This window comes from Streptomyces sp. NPDC001373, from assembly GCF_042895815.1.
Taxonomy (GTDB): domain Bacteria; phylum Actinomycetota; class Actinomycetes; order Streptomycetales; family Streptomycetaceae; genus Streptomyces.
The window spans coordinates 26478-42268 of the sequence record NZ_JBIAWQ010000015.1 but is presented as its reverse complement, the minus strand read 5'-3'; the positions used below and the strand labels follow the sequence as shown (position 1 = coordinate 42268).

Below are 15791 nucleotides of genomic sequence, written 5' to 3'. Positions count from 1 at the left end.
GTCAAACACCCCACGCCCAGTGGCTCAGGCGACCGTGTCCCCGCACACCCCCGCAACCCCCGCCCCCCCCGCCCACGGCTAAAACACACCCCCGCGCCCCCCCCCGCCCGGGGGGGGCCCCGGGGGGGCCCCCCACGACCGGAGCCGCCGTCACGTGACGGTGATCTCCTTCAGCTTCCCCTGGCTCTTCAGGTCTCCGACGATGGTGCTCGTGTAGTACTGGGTGCCGAGCCCGGGCTGGTTGAACCAGGGCCTGGCCGGACCGGCCTCGACCGTGAAGTCCGCGGTGACCTCGTAGAGGTGGTAGTTGAACGGAGGGTCGGAGGCGTTGTACTCGTCGAGGTTGCTCGGAGGGATCGCGCGCTTGGCGTACGGCGTGCCCTGCGGTGCGAGGAAGTGGCCCGAGTCACCCCTGCCGAAGAGGTCGACCAACTGCCCCTTCCGGAGTGTCAGCGACCGTTCCACGGGCCGGCCGTCGCGGAGCACGAACCCGTTGTGGTCCGGGAACCACCAGCCGCCGACCTGCGGGTCGTTCTGCGGATTCGTCTGCCAGTAGCACCCGAGGAACCAGTACCGCGAGGTGGGGCCCTCCGGGCGGTAGCCCTCCAGCATCCTCCCGATGGGGCCGGTCTGCGGAAGTACCTTGGGGCCGAGACGCCAGTCATCGCCGTGGTATGCCTCCAGTTGCGGGGACGGCGCCTTGTTCGTCGCAGTGTCCCTGTGCCGCGTCGGGCAGGTGACGCCGTTTTGGGTATCGGCCGCCGCAGCCTGGGCGGTGGCGGGCGAGATGCCCACCAGGAGGAGCGACAGAACGGCGCTCCCTGCGATTCTGCGCGGTACACGCATCCGATGTCTCCTTGCCTGTGGCCCCTCTGAGGACGTCGTTCAGTGCACCCCCTCAACCTCAGGGCTCCGCGGCAGCAACCACGGGTGGCCACTCGGATGGCGGCGCAAGTACGCACAGGCAGCCGACAGCACTCCGCATGCCGCAGCCCGCCCAAGCGGGACACGACCGGGGAGCGGACGTTACGCCGAGCACCTCCACCACGGGTGACGTTTCCGGTCGTGCGCACGATTCACCCCACGAGGCGGGGATGGAAGTTCTCGACGGTGGACCTCTCTCGTCGGCCACAGGTGCGACAGGAGTGTCCCGTGTTTCGCTTTCCTGCCATCGGAGAAGATCATGAAGTTCCACAGACGCGGGCGCGCGACCGGTGCGGTGCTCCTCATGGCCGTACTCGGCATGCTCACTGTGGCAGTACCGGCCGCTCCGGCCACGGCCCCCCACCCGGCTCCGGTACCGATGGAGCGCGGCACCCCGGAGGCCTTCGCGCTCCACTGGGGCAACGACCGGCAGACCCAGGCCCGCATGCTCAGAGGGGCCGTAAATCCGAACGGCGCCCGGGTCACGATGGGATCCATGCTGGACGCGGCCGACCGGAACGCCCAGACGCAGAACAACGCCGGGTGCCGCAACAGGGCCACCGGCAGCGGCGGTGCCCTACAGGGCATCCCCTTCGCCGCGCTCTACTGCCTGAACCCGCAGGACACCATCACCGGCGACTGGACCCCGCAAGGCATCAGCGGCACCGAGGACGCCCGGACAGGGGGCACGGTGGACGGGCACAAGGCCATCGTCTTCTCCTGGCACGCGGGTTCTCCGGGAGACGCGACGCCGCCGCCGGGCACCCGGCTGAGCTTTCTCGACACCGTCACCCACAGGTACATCCACACTCTGCTCGTCGAGCCGAACCAGGCCGGGAACAATTACGGCGAGGTGTCCGTCCACGCGGGCGGTATCGTCTGGTACCAGAACCACATCTTCGTCGCGGACAACCAGCGCGGGATCCACGTCTACGACACGACGAACCTGTTGCAGCTGGCGCGCAACCCGAAGGGAAGCACCGGCCCGACGTGCCCGACGGGACGTCAGCCGGGGCCCAACGGCAAGTACTGCGGGCGCGGGTACGACTACCTGCTGCCTGAGATCGGCCGCTGGAACAACCCGAACTCCTCCACCACCCGCTACGACTCGATGTCGCTGGAGCGCAACCCCGACGACCCCAACTTCGCCCCGGTGTTCATCACCAGCGAGTACCGGACCTCGCGCGTCGGCCAGGTGGTCCGCTGGAGCAACGCCGACATGACCAGCTTCCGCAACACCATTCACCCGTTCAGGGCGTGGATGCAGCCCGTCCGCTACGTCCAGGGCGCTTTCTCGCGCAGTTGCTACTACTTCAACACGGGTGGCGGAGGAAGCGGCAACCGCGATCTGGTCATCGCCAATGCCACCGGCAACAGAACACCCACGTCGCAGGTCGGCGGCCGGGGGCTGCAGGACCTCTACTGGCTCCACTCGGTCGATCAGCTGTGGACCCTCACCGAACACGCGGGCGAGGGCAAGAGGGTTCTCTACGGCGTGAGCAGGCCGGCCTGCCCCTAGGTGTATTGCCCAGTGAGGTGGGGGGCGCGGCTGGCTGGTGGTTTGCCTGCGAGCGCGGTGTGTCCGCGGAGGTGGTTGTAGGGGTGCAGCCACTTCGGGAACGCGTCGCGTCGTTGCTGTTCTGACTGATAGGGGCGGGCGTAGGCCCACTCGTCCAGCAGGGTGAGGTTCAGCCGCTCGACGGCGATCGCGTAGAGGTGTTCGACGCGGGCACGCATGCCGCCAGGTCACCTCCGACCTCGTGCCTCTGCGGGTGGTCCGCAATGGGCGCTGCTCCTCGTCGCCATCGATCTCACGGACCTGTGCGGGTTCTGCCACCCGCGCAGCCGGGCAATACCGCGCCGTCCGGACCAGCGTCCGAACGGCGTGTCATGCCACCTCAGGACGCGACGGCGAACGCCGTGGTCGCTTGCGCGAGCTCGCTGAGGAACGGGCCACGGTCGAAGCCCTCGCTTTCGACCGTGCCCGGCGGCGGCGTATTCATGAAGCTGAAGTGACCAGCCCCCGGCACGACGCGAACGTCGACCTGGGCGGGTGCGCTCTTCAAGCGGATGGCCTGCTCGACGGGCGTGACGGTGTCCATCTCCCCCGCATAGACGAGCATCGGCGCTGTCACCGTGTCCAGGGCACCCGGAGCGGCAAACCAGCCGGCCGCGGGCGCGTACAAGACCAGACGGCCGACGCGTGGCTCTCGTGGAACATCCAACGGTTTGCCGTCCCGCCCCCAGGGCGTTGCACCGGCGAGGCACAGGCCGGCCCATCCACCGATCGAGTGGCCAACCACCACGACAGCCGCGTCCGGAGACGCCCATCGGTGAAGCGCCTCGACCAGCCCGACCGGGCGGGCCAGCAGCTCAGCCGTTGTCGCCTCTCGCGCGACGAAAGGCTCGAAGCAAGGCGCAATGACCTGGCAGTCCTGACCTGCCAGGTGCTCCAGAAGGGGTCGGTAACGCTCCGGATCGCCGCCTGCTCCAGCAGCGAAGAGCACGACACGCTCATCGTTCATGGGACCAAGCGTCAGTGCTCGCATCTCACTCCTTCACCTTCACCACAGCGCCGCTCCCCGACAACGGCCCGCAGGTCACTCCATGCTCTGTTTTGGCCTCAGGTTAGCGCGCAGCAGATTGCGGCACGGAACGGCGCGTCATGTCCGGCACGACCCCGAACGGCCCTGTCTCACTTTCGGCCCTGTCTCGCTTTCGGTGGTGACGAAGAGTGAGCCTTTTCCAACCTCATGTTGAGGCGTGGTGAAGGACGAGTACGGCCTTGACGATGTCGGTGATCCGGTTGGTGCTGCAGCGGAGCTTCCGCAGGAGGCGCCAGCCCTTCAGGGCGGCCATGGCCTGCTCGCCGACGCACCGGATCTTGGCGTGGCTGCTGTTGTGACGTCGCTTCCATCGCTCCAGCCGGCGGCCCCGGAAGGGGACTCGGATGTGCCGACGGGCGCCTTGGTAGGCCTTGTCCGCCCAGCATTTCAGTCCCGCGGCGGCGAGCGCGTCGACGATCCCGTGGCTTCGGGCAGCCGTCAGGTCATGGGTGGAGCCTGGCAGAGCGGCCGAGGCCCAGAGCAATCGGCCGAACGGATCGGTGAGGACCTGCACATTCATGCCGTGCCGTTTGTGCTTCCCCGAGTGGTACGGCGTGTCGCCGGCGATCCGGTCGATCGGCAGCAGGGTGCCGTCCAGGATCACGAACGCCTTCGTCCGGGCCGTCTCCATCGCCTCGTCCAGGGACGGTGCCAGGACGCACAGGACTTCGATCGCCTCACGTATGTACCGGTAGACGGTCGCGATACCGATCCCGAACCCCGCGGCGAGCTGGGCATAGGTGTCACCGCACCGCAGATGGGCCAGGGCGAGCAGGGCCTGGCGGCCGGCGGGCAGTCGCCGCCACCGTGTACCGAGCTCCCGCCGCCTCGCGGTGAGCTGTCGTGTCAGATGCCGCAGGGTGCTACTGGACAGATCGATCGAGGACGGGTAGCCAAGCACGCGAAGCTCCTGGCAGGCACGGGTGATCTTGGTCGAGAACCCGTCTACCAGGAGCTTCGTCGTTGCGTACAGCCCTTGACCCCCAACAGCCCGGCATCGCGGTCAGGTTGGAAAAGGCTCAATGGATTCTGATGTCCCAGGGAGGGGATGTCAGGTGGGACGTAGTCGCCGTATCCGGGGGAGTTCAGGAGGACGCTGTCACGCCGCACCGCGCCACGGCAGCTACCTGCCCTTTCTCGGCCTGGCCGCAGCCCTCTGCTGCACAAACGCTTCCTCAAAATCACGGTGTGGGACACGCTGGTGCGTACGGGTGATCAGCGACCACGGCTCGGGATGCGCGGGGCGTGGCGCCGATAACGTGCAGTCATGGAATACACTCCGATGCCCCAGCCGCTGCGTCGCGCGGTGAACCAGCTGGTGTCCGTAGCGGTCGAGCGCTGCCAAGAAGTCATGAAATATGCCGCTCCGGACGTCGCGCACGACTGGAAGCGGATGACGCTGTACCGGGCGACGGACGCGGCGGACACCATGGTCAGCGTGTCCATGCTGATTGCCGCGTACTGCGAGCACACCGGCATGGCTCCGGAGACCCTGCGGGGCTACCTCCAGGTCGGACAGCAGCACAGCCGAGCCGACGGGCCGCAGGAGGAAGACCGGGCGCACCTGGCGTATCTGTTGGGGCAGGCGGCGCCCGCCGGCAGCGACGAGCCGGGGGTGCTGTGGATGCTGCCCGACCGCGGGCGCGTCAGGCGGATGCCTTTGTTCGCGGGGCGCGGCTCTGGCTCAGGTTCTGTGGTCGGTAACTGTGAGCGGTGATCAGGTGTCGTCCCGTCAGTGATCGAGAGCGGCCGCTGAAGCCGCCGAGCTGCGTCATACGCCGTGTTCCGTAACGGCTTTCAGGCTTTACACAGGAGGATTTCGGCCTCGTACGCCTCCGCCCCACCAGAACATGTCCGGATGGCTGGGTTGGTCACTCGGATCACTGCGGGTGGCTCTGTCCCTCGCATCTGCCTCACGGAGAGCCTGACGCATCTGCCGACCGTGGAGGCCTGGCACGCATCCAGGCGAAGTTGCGCGAGACGACCGACCAACAATCCTCGGCTCGGCCCGGGAGTGCGACCGGACGAAGACCCAGGGCATCAGTCGAAGCCTCTACGCAGTGACAGCAACGTTCCGACGTCGTACAGGTCTTCCCGAATACCGCCGCCGTCAGCCGCCTCGCCACCGCCGCCCTCAGAACTGCACGACGAATGGGTCACTTTTCCCCGCGGCTGCCTCTCCATCGAAAGCACGGATACCCTCCATTTCGACACCGCGACCCGGCCGCCCGACACCACCGAAAGATCTTCTACACCACTGCAAGGGCCATTACCGAGTGTTCGCGAACGCCCGCCGTCCAGGCGCTTTGCCTGGTGTGCGCTTGCCGTGCTCATGTGCGGATGTAATTGGTGATGTTGCCGGTGGTGAAATTGATCAGGCCGCCGCAGGCGAGCAGGCAGAAGCCGGGGGTGGTGCTGGGCGGAATGGGGGCGGCCGTGGCTTGGACCGTCGTTGCACCGCTGGAGGCATCGCACGTCTCGTTGCCGTTGTAGGCGGCAGTGATCGTGTGTGTGCCGGCAGTGAAGGTGGTGCTGAAGTCGGCCTGGCCGCTGGGGGTCACGGGCACCGTGGCCAGCAGGTTGCCGCCGTCGAAGAACGTCACGCCCAGACCGCCGCCGGGATCGGATTCACAGCCGACCGATGCGTGCAGTTGCACCGGCGAGCCCGCGGTGGCGGTCTGCGGAGTGGCCGTCACGGTGGTGCTCGACGACGCCGCCGCCGCGGACGATGCCAGCCCCAGTACGGCCGCCAGCGCAGTGGTGACGACCAGGCTTCCTCTGCCTCGCGTGATTCTCACCGGTTCAGTTCCCTACCTCGGTGGACGTGGCCCGCAGGGTGGTGCGTACGGGGGTGATCTTCACGCTAAGGCGACTCACCTCCTCATGCGAGAGACCGCGCGCAGAGGGAACCCGGTTGGACCAGCGGACCAAGCCCGCTGGAACGAGGCCGGCCGCTGCTCAGATGGCGGGGGCGGCGACGCGGGTGTAGATCAGGCTGGCGCTGGAGCCGCCGGCGGTGCTGACGCTCACTGACACCGGACCGGCGGGTCCGGCAGGTGCCGTGGCCGTGATCTGTGTGTCGGAGCTGACCGTGAAGGCTGAAACCGTGGCGCCGAAGGTGACTTTTGTCGCGGTGGCCAGATTCGTGCCGGTGAGGGTGACGACCGTGCCGGCGGAAGTCGGTCCACTGACGGGCGCGAGGCCGGTGAGTGTGGGAGCGGGGAAGTAGACGAAGGGCACAGGGTTGCTCGTTCCGCCCGGCGTGACCACCGTGATCTGGGTACTTCCCGTACCCGGTGGTGCGGTGGCCGTGATCTGTGTCGATGACACGATGGTGAAGGAGGTGGCGTTCGTGGCGCCGAAGCGGACCACGCTCGCATTGAGCAGACTGGACCCGGTCAGCGTCACCACCGTTCCGCCGGACGCCGGGCCCTGGGCCGGGGCGGAGTCGGTCAGTACGGGAGGCGCGGCGTAGAAGAAGTAGGCGGCGGCGGAAACGGCACTGGTGCCCCCGGGCGTGGTCACGGTGACCGCGGCGCCGCCGGGGTTTCCGGTCGGCGTCACAGCGGTGATCTGGGTGGCCGAGTTGACGGAGAACGACGCCGCCGGCACATCGGCGAAGCGCACCGCGGTGGCGCCGGTGAACCCGGTCCCGGTGATGGTGACGCTGGTGCCGCCCAATGTCGGACCGTTGCTGGGCGCCACCGCCGTGACCACCGGGACCGCGGCTGCGACGTAGGTGAAGGTCACCGCCTTGCTGGTGCCGGCCGGGCTGACGACCGTCACCGCCACCGCGCCCGCGCTACCGACGGGGCTGACGACGGTGATCTGGGTGTCCGAGTTGACGGTGAATGAGGCAGGCGTACTGCCGAATCGCACGGAGGTGGCCCCCGTCAGACCGGTGCCGGTGAGGGTGACGATGGTGCCTCCGGTGGTGGGGCCTAGGGAAGGACTGATGGCACTGAGTGTGGGTGGCATGAGGTGCTCCTGCGAGGGCCTGGGTTGGGGCCCGGAGTCGGGCACGACGGCGCCGCCGCCCGATGGTGAACCAGGCGGCGGCGGGACGGGGGTGCTCAGATACCGGGGCCTGCGACATAGGTGAAGGCGCCAACGGCCGTGGCCGAGTCGGCCGGGTTGGTGACGACCACGTCCACCGCGCCGGCGGCACCGGGCGGAGTCACCACCGACAGCGTGGTGGCGTTCACCACGGCGAACGGTGCCACGGTGCCGCCGAAGGTGACCGACTCGGTGGTGTCGAGGTTGGTACCGGTGATCGTCACACCGGTACCCCCAGACGTGGGCCCGGAGGACGGGGCGACCGCGGTCACGGTGGGAGCGTCGACGTAGGTGTAGGACAGACCGTTGTTGGTACCTCCCGCGGTGGTGACGCTCACTCCGACGGGGCCCGCCGCCGCACCCGCCGGCACCGTGACAGTGAGCTGGGTGTCTGACACGGACGTCGGGGTGGCGGGCACCCCGCCGAAGGACACAGAGTTCGCGGTCGACAGCCCCACACCGTTGATGGTGATCGTGTTGCCGCCGAGCAGCGGGCCTGACGTCGCCCCCAGCGAGGACTTGAACGGGGCGCCGACGTAGAAGAAGGGAACCGGGTTGCTGGTGCCGCCCGGAGTCGTCACGGTGACGCCGACCGTGCCCGTACCTGAGGGGGACACCGCGGTGACCTGGGTCGGAGAGACGTTGGTGACGCTGGTGGCCGACTTGCTGCCGAACTTCACCGCGGTGGTGCCGGAGAGGTTCGTACCGGTGATGGTCACCAGCGTGCCACCGCCGGTCGACCCCTGATTCGGAGAGATGGACATGGAGAGACTCCTCGCTGTCAGAACAGGGACAGAGGACACAGCCGACCGGCGGGACACCCAGGCGCCAAAGGCACGCTTGGCAGGACGACACCGAAGTGCACAGTGAGTTCCTGCGTTCACGGAAGCCGCTTGAGGGGAGGGGGGACGAGCGGCTCGAACAGGCTGCGGGGTTCGCGGCTCCTGCACACGCCCAGAGAAGAACCGGCAGGCGCCGCCATTACCGCAATCCCCCGGATTGGTATGGGCGGCCCACCGGTTTGCTGATTCAAGTGACCCATACGGGTGCATTAGTGACAAGACTGCGACTCCACTTGTCACCTGAATGGCGGAGCGCGCACCCGGAAGAGGGCCGAGCGTCTGCGACGGTTGAACACGACTCTCTGACGGCGTATCAAAAAGTGACCATCACGTCCGCGTCGACACCTGCGACCACAGCGGCCGGAATCCCCTTCGGACGGCGGGGAGAGGTCCTCGGCGACGACAGTACGTCACCTGTCCACGACGTTCCGGGGCAGCTGCCAGGGTCCGCAGACCCTTGGCTCTCATGTGATCGCCCAGCCGGCGCGGCGGCGAGATCGTGGTCGCGGCCCGATGGAAGCGGCATGTCATCAACGCTTCGAGCTCGCCCAGTCCGTCGCACAGAGCGGGTGAGGGGGTCTTACAACCGACCAGTCGGTGCCACGTAAAGGGCACCGACTGGTGATCCAACCCCCCTCGAGGGGGCCCATCGCGACTCCGGTACGCCTGCGGCTCCCTAACCAGCAGAGAGCCGCAGGCCATAACAGGGCCACGCCCCCCGAGAGGGATGGGCTGCCCACCGGTTGGATACTCCAATTGACGCAGGACTTCGGCATGTGCCGCAAGCATCTGCAGGCATCGTCACCCCGATGGGGGGCGCGCCACGGGAGCGCATTGGGAGCACCGGCGACAGGACGATGCCTTCCGGGTCGGGCCGTGTCAGGTCAGGCGTCGGAACGGGTGGGGTTCGACTCTGGTGCCAAGCCCATGAGGGCGGCCAGGGCCGTGGCGAGGGACGCCACGGTGGGGTGCTGCCAGATGAAGTTCCCGGCGAGACGGACGGGGAGTTCAGTTTCGAGGCGGACGCGTAGTTCAGTGGCCAGCAGCGAGTCGAAGCCGAGGGCTTTGAGAGGGGTCTGCGGATCCAGCGTAGTGCTGCCGGTGCGAAGGATGGCGCGGATGTGGTCGCCCAGGTAGGTCTCCAGGGCGCTCTGGCGCGCGATGCCGGCAGGCAGGGTTTGGAGACGGGCGTGGATGCCGGAGCCGCCGACCTCGGGCTCGTCCGGAGCCGGGAGGTCGTCCGGCGCAATGAGGGTGAAGAGGCTGGAGGCCGAGCCCGTACGGGGGATCCAGGTCTGCGGCGGACCGGGAATCACGGCCGTCTGGACCCGTTGATGAGCCAGCAGGGTGTGCAGGGCCTCGATCCCCTCACGGGTGGGAATGGTCTCGTAGCCGCGATCGGCGAAATCGGTGGCCTGCCCCGTCTCGCCCCAGGGACCCCAGTTGACGGCCAGTGTGGGCAGCCCGCTACGGGTACGCCAGGTGGCAAAGGAGTCGAGCCAGGCGTTGGCGGCGGCATACGTTCCCTGTCCGGCGTTGCCCAGCAGGGAACTCATCGAGGAGTACAGGACGAAGAAGTCCAGGTCGTGTCCAGTCGTGGCCCGGTGGAGGTTCCAGGCACCGGTGACCTTGGGGGCCCACACCCGCTTGATCTGGTAGTCGCGGATGGTGCCCAGGGCGGCGTCGCTGAGGACCATGGCGCAGTGCACGACCCCGCGCAACGGCACACCACCTTTGGTGGCGGCCTGGACGAGCCGTTCGGCGGTGCCGGGCAGGGAGATGTCGCCGAGGACGATCGTGGTCTGCCCGGGCAGGTCTTTGACAGCATGGGCGGTCTCGAGGGACGGGGACCGGCGGCCGTTGAGGATGACACGGCCCGCTCCCTGCTCCGCGAGCCAGCGCGCCGTGGCGAGCCCGAGACCGCCCAGGCCGCCGGTGACGATGTAGGCGCCGTCCGGGCGTACGACGGGAGGCCCCTCCGGCAGGAGGGCGGTGGTCTCTCCGCTGTCGGGGACGGTGAGCACCATTTTGCCGATGTGCCGGGCTCCGGCCATCAAGTGGAACGCGTCAGCGGCTCGATCGAGCGGATAGGCGGTGCACAGCAACGGCTTGAGGCGTCCTGCGCCGATGTGGTCCATGACCTCGCGCAGCAGCGTGCCGAACAACTTGGGTTTGCGCTGCTGGAGCTCGATGAGGTCGACGGTGGAGAAGGTGATGTTGTGGCGCAGCGGGGCGAGTTTGAGGGCGGCGTCGGCCAGGATGTCGCGTACGCCGAGTTCGACGAAGCGGCCGAACGGGCGCAGCGCTTCGAGCCCGGCGCGGACGGCGGGGCCGGCGAGGGAGTTGAGGACGACGTCGACGCCCTCGCCGCCGGTCGCCTGGCGGGCCTGTTCGGCGAAGTCCAGGGTGCGGGAGTCCATGACGCAGTGGATGCCGGCGGCACGCAGGTAGCGTCGCTTCTCCTCGGTGCCGGCGGTGGCCAGGACCTCCGCGCCCAGCAGGCGGGCGACGGCGATGGCGGCCAGGCCGGTGCCGCCGCTGGCCGAGTGGACGAGGACGCGTTCACCGGGGGCCAGCCGTGCGACGCGATGGAGGGCGTACCAGGCGGTGAGGAAGGCCGTGGGTAGTCCTGCCGCCGTCTCGGCGGTGAGGGCGGGCGGGACGGGGACGACGGCGGTGGCGGGAACGGTGACGAAGGAACCGAAGGCGCCGCCTTCGAGCTGGGCGGCAACCACGGTGTCCCCGTTGCGGACGTGGTCCACGCCCGGTCCCACGGCGGTGACCTCGCCCGCGCACTCGAAGCCGATGCGGTACGGGGTGAAGGGCTCTGAACCGAGCATGCCGAGGGTGGTCAGGACGTCGCGGAAGTTGAGCCCCGCGGCCTTGACCCGCACCTCTACCTCTCCCTGGCCGGGGTGACGACGGCCGGTTACCGCCAGTTCGAGGCTTTCGAGATCGCCGAGGCGTCCGGCGCGCAGGCGGAACCCGTCCTCGCCGTACCGGACGACCCGGGTGGTGGAGGCGGTGCGTTCGGCCGGAGTGAGGGGGGCGCGGTCGATGCGTGCCACGTATCGGCTCTCATCCCGCAGTGCGACCTCGTCCTCAGGTGCGTCGGCGAGGAGCTCGGCGGCCAGCGCGCGCAGCCCGTGTGCTCCGGGATCGACGTCGACGAGGGTGGGACGCAGGCGCGGGTGCTCGATCGCGAGGACACGTGCCACGCCGCGCACGGTGCTGTGGGCGGGGTGGCCGGCTTCGTCTGCCGTGACCGCGCGGGCGTGCCGGGTGACGGTGTACAGGCGCCATGCTCCGTCGTGGTCTTCAGCGGCCTGGGCGAAGGCGAGCAGTCGCCTGGCGCGCTGCTCCGCGCCGTGGGTGGGATCGCTGTCGTGGGCGGGCGGCGTGCCGCACAGCATGACGACACCGCGCCAGGTTCCCGCTCCAGCGGCCAGGTGGTTGCGGAAGAGGTCGGCCAGCGCGGCGAGCCCCTCCGAGCTCAGTGGAGTTTCTCGCACTTCCACCTGGGCACCGGCGTCCCGCAGGAGTGCCGCCAGGCGTCCGGCTTCGCCGTCTCCCTCGTCCACGACGAGCCACCTGCCGGGCGGTGCCTGCCTGGCGCGGGAACGCGGCGCATGATGCCACCCGAGTTCCAGGAACCACTGGTCCACGGAAGTGCCGCCGTCGGGTGCACGGCGGGCGAAGCGCGCGCCGTCGAGGGCCAGGACCATCCGGCCGTCGGCGTCCATGACACGAACGTGTCCGGCGAGGGTGGTCGCGGTGTTCTCGGTGACCCAGGCGTGCGCGTGGACGGCCCGTGAGGGGTCGCCCAGGATGCGCAGGGCGCCGACCTGGACCGGCAGGATGGGCGCGGGTGCGCTGTCGTGACCGGCTCCGGCGACCAGCAGTTGCAGACACAGGTCGAGCAGGACGGGGTGGGGGCTCAGCGTGTGCTCGGGAGTGCGGGCGGCGGCCGGAAGCTGGATGCGGGCCCAGAAGCTGTCCCGGCGGCTGTTCGTGTGCAGGCTGGTGATGCCGGTGAAGGCCGGGCCGTGTTCGAGGCCGCAGGCGCGCAACCCGGCGTAGAGGGCGGCCGGATCGAGCGGGACGGAGTGCCTGCGGGCGAGGTCCGGGACGGAGGCGGCACGAGCGGACTGGGGTGTGAGCCCACAGCGGGTGACCGCCGAGGCGTGCAGCTGCCAGGACCCGTCGGGCTGGCGGGAGTGGATCTCACCGGTGGCCTGCTGGGAGGCGGCGAGGGTGAGCGTGGTGCTGATTTCGGTGTCGTCGGTCAGGCGCAGCAGGTCGTGGAAGGCGATGTCTGTGATCTCGATGTCCGTGGCGGCGGCACCGCCCAGTGCGGTTCGGGCCGTGGTGTGCAAGAGGGCGCAGAAGGCCGCTCCGGGCAGGACGGCGGTGCCGTGGACGCGGTGGTCGTCGAGCCAGGGAAGATGGCGAGTCGGGGCGGTGGCGGTCCAGGTGTGGCGGATCGGTTCGCCAGGGACCTCGGTGTGCCGGCCGGGCAGGGCCCCGGCGTCGGCTGGCTGCCCCTCGCCCGAGGTCCAGTGGCGGGTGCGGTCGAAGGTGATGGTGGGCGCGTCCGTCAGAAGGCCGCCGCCGTACAGGGGGATCCAGTCGACGGTGCCGCCGCCGCAGTGGACCGCGGCGAGCTGGGTCCGCAGGGAGACGGTTTCGTCCAGCCCTCGGCGCAGTGAGGGCAGGACCAGTGCGTCCGAGGTCAGTTCGCCCAGGCTGTCGGTAAGGGACTGGGTGATCACGGGATGGGGCGAGATCTCGATGTAGATCTGGTGGCGGTCTTGGGCGGCGGCAGCCACGGCGGAACGGAAGCGGACGGGCTGGCGCAGGTTGTCGCACCAGTAGGCGGCGTCCAGGAGAGGGCTGCTTCGCGGGTCCTCGGTCACGGTGGAGTAGAAGGGGATGCGGGGCGCGCGGGGGCGCAGATCGATGAGGTCCTGGTGCAGATCGGGCAGGAGAGGGTCGACGTGGTGGCTGTGGGAAGCGACGTCGACCGCGATCGGCGAGGCGAGGATCCCGCGTTCCCCCCACCGGGTGATCAGGCGGGCGATCTGGTCGGCGTCACCGGAGACGACGGTGGTGCCGGGCGAGGCCAGGACCGCCACTGAGACGGCGCCGGTCCCGGTGTCGGCAAGGTCGGCCTCCACGGTGGCCTGGTCCAGGGCGACGCTGGCCATGGCGCCCGTCCCGGCGATTCGCTGCAGCAGTGCCGAGCGCCGGCAGATGACGCGGACCCCGTCGCTGAGGGTGAGCGCTCCGGCCACGACAGCTGCCGCGACCTCTCCCATGGAGTGCCCGATGACGGCGGCGGGCCGGACGCCGTGCGACTGCCAGGCCGCGGCCAGGGCGATCTGCAGGGCAAAGAGGACCGGCTGGACTGTCGGGCATCCGGTGAGGGGTTCGTCCGAGCGGATCAGCTCCAGGACGGAGAACCCCGCCTCCTGCTGGATGAGGGCGTCGACATCGGTCAGAGCCTTCGCGAAGGGCTCGTGATGCGCGAAGAGTTGGCGGCCCATACCGGTCCACTGGGAACCCTGGCCGGAGAACACCCACACCGGCTGGCGAGGAGCGGTGACATCGGCCGTGCCCGAGACGAGGGCCGGATGGGGCAGGCCCGCGACGAACCCCCGAAGGGCCTCCAGGGTTTCGGCGCGGGAACGGGCTACGACCGCCAGGCGCCCGCGTCCGGGGCTGCGGCGCAGGGCCAGGGTGTGGGCCACGTCCCTCAGCGGGACGCGCGCGCCGTCCCCCTCGAGCCAGTCCGCCAGGCGGCTGGCCGCGGCCGGCAGAGCCCGGTGGGATCCGGCGGCGACCAGGATTACCTCGGGCGGTGCGCTCTCCGGCCGGCGTGGGGCGGGCAGGCCGGCGCGGCGGCTGGGCCGCGGGGGCTGCTGCAGGATCACGTGGGCGTTGGTGCCCGAGAAACCGAACGAGGAGACCGCAGCGAGCCTGACCGGCTGCCGCCCTGGCCACTGGGTCGGTTCGACGGGGATGAAGAAGCGGGTGGCGTCCGCGGCGATGGCGGGGTGCCAGCTGGTGAAGTGCAGGTTGGGTGGAATGACCCCCTGCTGGAGGCAGAGAACGGTCTTGATCAGTCCGGTGATGCCGGCGGCGGGCTCCAAGTGGCCGAGGTTCGTCTTGACCGAGCCGAGGGCACACGGGGAGAGGCCGTTGCCGTACACGGCTGCCAGGCTGGTGAACTCGGCCGGGTCGCCTACAGGGGTGCCCGTGCCGTGGGCTTCGATCAGGGAGATCTGCGCCGGGTCGACGCCGGCATGGGTGAGCGCCGTGCGGTACAGGGCCTGCTGCGCAGTGGATGACGGGGCGGCGAGGCCGTCGGAGCGGCCGTCCTGGTTCACGGCGGACCCGCGGACGAGGGCGAGGATGCGGTCGCCGTCCCTGCGGGCGTCGGTCAGGCGTTTGAGGACGACGGCACCACAGCCCTCCCCGCGGACGAATCCGTCCGCGGCGGCGTCGAAGGTGTGGCAGCGTCCGGTTGGGGACAGCATGCCCATCCTGCTGAAGGACCGGCTGGTGCGCGGGGTAAGCATGAGGTTGACGCCGGCTGCCAGCGCGAGATCGCACTCCTCGCGGAGCAGTGCCTGGCAGGCAAGGTGGAAGGCGACCAGGGAGGACGAGCAGGCGGTGTCGAGGGCGATGCTGGGGCCGTGCAGGCCGAGGAGGTAGGAGATGCGGCCTGCGGCCACGCAGTGACCGTTCGTCAGGATGGAGCCTTCCAGTTCCTGTGGCAGACCGACGAGCTGGTCCATGTAGTCGTTGTAACTCAGACCGGTGTAGACGCCCGTGCGGGAGCCGGCGAGGCCGTCGGGAGGCAGGCCGGCGTGCTCCAGGGCCTCCCAGACGACCTCCAGCAGGAGCCTGTGCTGTGGGTCGAGGACGTCGGCTTCCCTGCCGGAGACGCCGAAGAAGTCCGCGTCGAACCGGGAAACGTCGGTCAGGTACCCGCCCGGCAGGTGAGCGGCCTGCGCGTCGGCCGATGTCCCGGCTGCGGGTGCCGACGCGTCACGGCCGGGCGGAGGCGCGCCCACCGCCTCACGGCCCTCCATCAGCAGATTCCACAGGGCGGCCGGTGAGTCGATGTCTCCGGGAAGCCGGCAGCCCATGCCGATGACGGCGATGGGCCCGTTCGCGGGGCGAGAGGGGTATTTGTCCAGAGCCACCACGGGAGTCTCCTTGTCGTCCATGGGGAAAGCGGATGCGTGTGGTTCGCGGAGCCTGGGGAGTTCGAGGAGAGGGAGGAGGCGTGCCGCATGGCCGGCGCGACGATCGGGGCTGGGCGCCGGCCACGGCGTGTGCCCTCAGGAGGCAGGTG

10 protein-coding genes are annotated in these 15791 nt (G+C 69.5%); 2 read left to right on the top strand and 8 right to left on the bottom strand.

Annotated features, from left to right (window positions below):
* Positions 1-150: 150 nt before the first annotated feature.
* Positions 151-612: a TNT domain-containing protein gene (locus ACFY15_RS27810; RefSeq protein ID WP_390690345.1), complete on the bottom strand. Its 462-nt coding sequence runs from the start codon at positions 610-612 to the stop codon at positions 151-153.
* Between the two features lie 571 nt (positions 613-1183).
* Here ACFY15_RS27810 and ACFY15_RS27805 point away from each other — a divergent pair.
* Complete coding sequence (locus ACFY15_RS27805; RefSeq protein ID WP_390690344.1) at positions 1184-2443, top strand: hypothetical protein; 1260 nt, start codon at positions 1184-1186, stop codon at positions 2441-2443.
* On the opposite strand, the gene ACFY15_RS27800 is transcribed toward ACFY15_RS27805, so the two are convergent.
* The 3 genes from ACFY15_RS27800 to ACFY15_RS27790 all read right to left on the bottom strand — a co-directional run bounded on the left by ACFY15_RS27800 (position 2440) and on the right by ACFY15_RS27790 (position 4431).
* Positions 2440-2661, bottom strand: a complete 222-nt coding sequence (locus ACFY15_RS27800; protein WP_390691824.1) for an integrase core domain-containing protein — start codon at positions 2659-2661, stop codon at positions 2440-2442. The genes ACFY15_RS27805 and ACFY15_RS27800 overlap by 4 nt on opposite strands.
* Before the next feature lie 161 nt (positions 2662-2822).
* Entirely contained in the window at positions 2823-3449 is a 627-nt protein-coding gene (locus ACFY15_RS27795; RefSeq protein WP_390691825.1) for an alpha/beta hydrolase family protein, read from the bottom strand.
* Positions 3450-3675: 226 nt separating this feature from the next.
* Entirely contained in the window at positions 3676-4431 is a 756-nt protein-coding gene (locus ACFY15_RS27790; protein WP_390826276.1) for a transposase family protein, read from the bottom strand.
* A gap of 366 nt (positions 4432-4797) precedes the next feature.
* Between ACFY15_RS27790 and ACFY15_RS27785 the strand changes: the two genes are divergently transcribed.
* The gene (locus ACFY15_RS27785; protein ID WP_390691567.1) at positions 4798-5247 is read left to right on the top strand and encodes a hypothetical protein; all 450 of its coding nucleotides are present in this window, start codon (positions 4798-4800) and stop codon (positions 5245-5247) included.
* Positions 5248-5860: 613 nt separating this feature from the next.
* Here the strand turns inward: ACFY15_RS27785 and ACFY15_RS27780 are convergent.
* From ACFY15_RS27780 to ACFY15_RS27765, 4 genes are all read right to left on the bottom strand, one after another.
* Positions 5861-6328, bottom strand: a complete 468-nt coding sequence (locus tag ACFY15_RS27780; RefSeq protein WP_390691568.1) for an Ig-like domain-containing protein — start codon at positions 6326-6328, stop codon at positions 5861-5863.
* A gap of 160 nt (positions 6329-6488) precedes the next feature.
* The gene (locus tag ACFY15_RS27775; RefSeq protein WP_390826275.1) at positions 6489-7508 is read right to left on the bottom strand and encodes an IPT/TIG domain-containing protein; all 1020 of its coding nucleotides are present in this window, start codon (positions 7506-7508) and stop codon (positions 6489-6491) included.
* 95 nt (positions 7509-7603) lie between these two features.
* Positions 7604-8350: an IPT/TIG domain-containing protein gene (locus tag ACFY15_RS27770; protein ID WP_390826274.1), complete on the bottom strand. Its 747-nt coding sequence runs from the start codon at positions 8348-8350 to the stop codon at positions 7604-7606.
* Positions 8351-9312: 962 nt separating this feature from the next.
* Positions 9313-15663, bottom strand: a complete 6351-nt coding sequence (locus ACFY15_RS27765; RefSeq protein WP_390691571.1) for an SDR family NAD(P)-dependent oxidoreductase — start codon at positions 15661-15663, stop codon at positions 9313-9315.
* Between the last annotated feature and the right edge of the window lie 128 nt (positions 15664-15791).